Source organism: Collinsella aerofaciens (assembly GCF_025289055.1).
In the GTDB taxonomy this organism is placed as follows: Bacteria; Actinomycetota; Coriobacteriia; order Coriobacteriales; family Coriobacteriaceae; genus Collinsella.
The window spans coordinates 1-3,608 of sequence record NZ_JAESIQ010000037.1 but is presented as its reverse complement, the minus strand read 5'-3'; the positions used below and the strand labels follow the sequence as shown (position 1 = coordinate 3,608).

Sequence of the window (3,608 nt, the reverse complement as noted above, 5' to 3'; positions counted from 1 at the left end):
AGTCCCCGCAGCACCCGGTCCCCGGGGTCGCACCCGCGTACCTTGAGAGCCGCATAGCGATAGGAGAGAGATGGAAGATCAATTTCTTCCAGACTCGATTCTTTTCTGCGATTTATCAGACAGAATGATAGCAATCATTCATCCGATCCAAACAAGAAGAATTCACTTATTAATGAGTGAGGAGCATCTGATCGCGAGCACAGTGAAGACACTGTGCCGCGGTATGAGATACCCGAATTGCGACATACGAGCGCTATTCATGATATCGATTAATTAATTTTAGCGACACGTGGATATCCCGCGGGCCCGATGCGGTCCCGCAAGATACCACGGGCGCACGGCGGATGCCTTGGCACAGGGAGCCGATGAAGGACGCGGCAAGCTGCGATAATCCCCGGCGAGGAGCACACATCCTTCGACCCGGGGGTCTCCGAATGGGCGAACCCATGCACAGCGGTGTGCATATCCCCGGCCCGAACACATAGGGCCGGGGAGGACAACCCGGGGAACTGAAACATCTAAGTACCCGGAGGAGAGGAAATCAATCTCGAGACTCCCCGAGTAGCGGCGAGCGAAAGGGGACCGATGGCCAAACCGTCGAGCGGGCATACCCGGCAGGGGTTCCGCCGACGGGGTTGCAGGGCCGCGCATCCGGGGGCTGCCGCCCCCGGGCGCAGGTCCGGCTGGGGAGCGGAACGGCATGGGAGGGCCGGCCGCAGCGGGTGACAGCCCCGTACGCGAACCCAGACCGGACGGCGCGACGCGGTCCCTGAGTAGGGCCGGGCACGTGAAACCCGGTCCGAACCTGGGTGGACCACCATCCAAGCCTGAGTACTACCCTGTGACCGATAGCGCACCAGTACCGTGAGGGAAAGGTGAAAAGCACCCCGGGAGGGGAGTGAAACAGTACCTGAAACCGTGCGCCCACGAGCAGTCGGAGCACCTTTATGGTGTGACGGCGTGCCTTTTGTAGAATGAGCCAGCGAGTCGCTGGCGCGGGGCGAGGTTAACCGAAAGGGAGCCGGAGCGAAAGCGAGCCTTAACAGGGCGACTTGAGTCCCGCGCCGCGGACGCGAAGCCGGGTGAGCTATCCGTGGGCAGGCTGAAGCGGGGGTAAGACCCCGTGGAGGGCCGAACGCACGTCGGTTGAAAACGGCGGCGATGACCTGCGGATAGGGGTGAAAGGCCAATCAAACCCGGAGATATCTCGTTCTCCCCGAAATAGCTTTAGGGCTAGCGTCGCGCGTTCACCGCCGGAGGTAGAGCACCGGATGGACGAGGGGGCTTCGCCGCCTACCGAATCCAACCGAACTCCGAATGCCGGCGGCCCAGAGCGCGGCAGTCAGAGCATGTGGGCTAAGCTGTGTGCTCGAGAGGGAAACAGCCCGGACCGCCCGCTAAGGTCCCCAAGTTCCAGCCGAGTGGCAAAGGATGTGCGTCCGCCCAGACAACCAGGATGTTGGCTTAGAAGCAGCCATGCATTCAAAGAGTGCGTAACAGCTCACTGGTCGAGTGGACATGCGCCGACAATACACGGGGCTAAGCTGGACACCGAAGCGGCGGGATTTTAATTCATTAGAATCGGTAGGGGAGCTTCCCATGGGCGGAGAAGCCGGAGGGCGACCGACGGTGGAGCGCATGGGAGTGAGAATGCTGGCATGAGTAGCGAGAGACGAGAGAGTAACTCGTCCGCCGTGAACCCGAGGTTTCCTGGGCAAGGCTAATCCTCCCAGGGTCAGTCGGGGGCTAAGGCGAGGCCGGGAGGCGTAGCCGACGCGCAGCAGGCAGACATTCCTGCACCGCGCACGCGGCGCTACGACCGACGGGGCGACGGATGGGGGTGGCTCGGCGGGGTTCTGGACGTCCCCGTGATGGAGCGCGGCCCGCGGACCAGGGAAATCCGGTCCGCATCAAGGGCGAGGCTCCGGACGAAGCACTTAAGCGAAGCGAGTGAGCCCGAGGTCCCTAGAAAAACCCCTAGGCAGGCGCGTGCGCGCCCGTACCGCAAACCGACACAGGTGGGTGGGTAGAACATACCGAGGCGATCGGGTCAACCATGGTCAAGGAACTCGGCACAATGGCCCCGTAACTTCGGGAGAAGGGGTGCCCGCGCGTACGTGAACCGGCTTGCCCGGGGAGCGGAGGCGGGCCGCAGTGGAGAGGCCCAAGCGACTGTTTACCAAAAACACAGGACTCTGCAGAAGCCGCAAGGCGACGTATAGGGTCTGACGCCTGCCCGGTGCCGGAAGGTCACGCGGAGGAGTTAGCGCATCGCGCGAAGCCCCGAAGCCAAGCCCCGGTAAACGGCGGCCGTAACTATAACGGTCCTAAGGTAGCGAAATTCCTTGTCGGGTAAGTTCCGACCTGCACGAAAGGCGCAACGACTTGGGCGCTGTCTCGACCATGGACCCGGTGAAATTGCACTGGTCGTGAAGATGCGACTTACCCGCGGAAGGACGGAAAGACCCCGTGAACCTTCACTGCAGCTTGGCATTGGCCGCTGGTCCCGCGTGTAGAGGATAGGCAGGAGGCATCGATCCGGAGGCGCCAGCCCCCGGGGAGCCGCCCTTGGAATACTGCCCTCGCGCGACCGGCGTCCTAACCCGAGGCCGTCAACCGGCTCGGGGACCGTGCCAGGCGGGCAGTTTGACTGGGGCGGTCGCCTCCTAAAGGGTAACGGAGGCGCGCGAAGGTCCGCTCGGGACGGTCGGCAACCGTCCTTTTGAATGCAAGAGTACAAGCGGGCTTGACTGCGAGGCCCACAAGCCGAGCAGGTGCGAAAGCAGGCTCTAGTGATCCGGCGGCCCCGAGTGGGTGGGCCGTCGCTCAACGGATAAAAGGTACTCCGGGGATAACAGGCTGATCTTGCCCAAGAGTCCACATCGACGGCAAGGTTTGGCACCTCGATGTCGGCTCATCGCATCCTGGGGCTGGAGCAGGTCCCAAGGGTACGGCTGTTCGCCGTTTAAAGCGGTACGCGAGCTGGGTTCAGAACGTCGTGAGACAGTTCGGTCCCTATCCTCCGTGGGCGCAGGAGAATCGATGGAGGCTGCCCCCAGTACGAGAGGACCGGGGTGGACGCACCTCCGGTGAACCGGTTGTCGACCAACGGCACGGCCGGGTAGCCGCGTGCGGCGCGGATAACCGCTGAAGGCATCTAAGCGGGAAGCCGTTCCAGGGATTAGTTCTCCTTCCGGTAAGGGCCCAGGTAGACTACCTGGTCGATAGACGGCAGGTGCAAGGGCGGCGACGTCCTCAGCCGAGCCGCACTAATCGCCCGAGCTCTTCCGGAACCGCACCTCGCGGCCCGCGGGACCCAGCGCTCATGCGCGGTCCGGGCACGAGGATGCCCCCGAGTCATCTCCCCTATGCGCCATGCGGCCCCCAGGGCACGTGTAGAGTGAGACCCAGGACACCGTAACGGTGGGCGCCGCCCACCGGTCAGCGGCCAGAGCATGGGGGGCACGCCCGGTCCCGTTCCGAACCCGGAAGCTAAGCCCCATCGCGCCGAGAGTACTGCGGGGTCAGCCCGTGGGAGGCCAGGGCGCCGCTGACCGGTGGACGGCACCGAGCCGTGCGCTTGAACTGAGAAGGGGGAGGCCTCGCGG

General features: G+C 63.7%; 2 rRNA genes. Both read left to right on the top strand.

The features are described from left to right. Window positions 1-317: 317 nt before the first annotated feature. Window positions 318-3,293, top strand: a 23S ribosomal RNA gene (locus JMJ97_RS09320). 147 nt (window positions 3,294-3,440) lie between these two features. Then, a 5S ribosomal RNA gene (gene rrf, locus JMJ97_RS09315) occupies window positions 3,441-3,556 on the top strand. Window positions 3,557-3,608 lie beyond the last annotated feature (52 nt).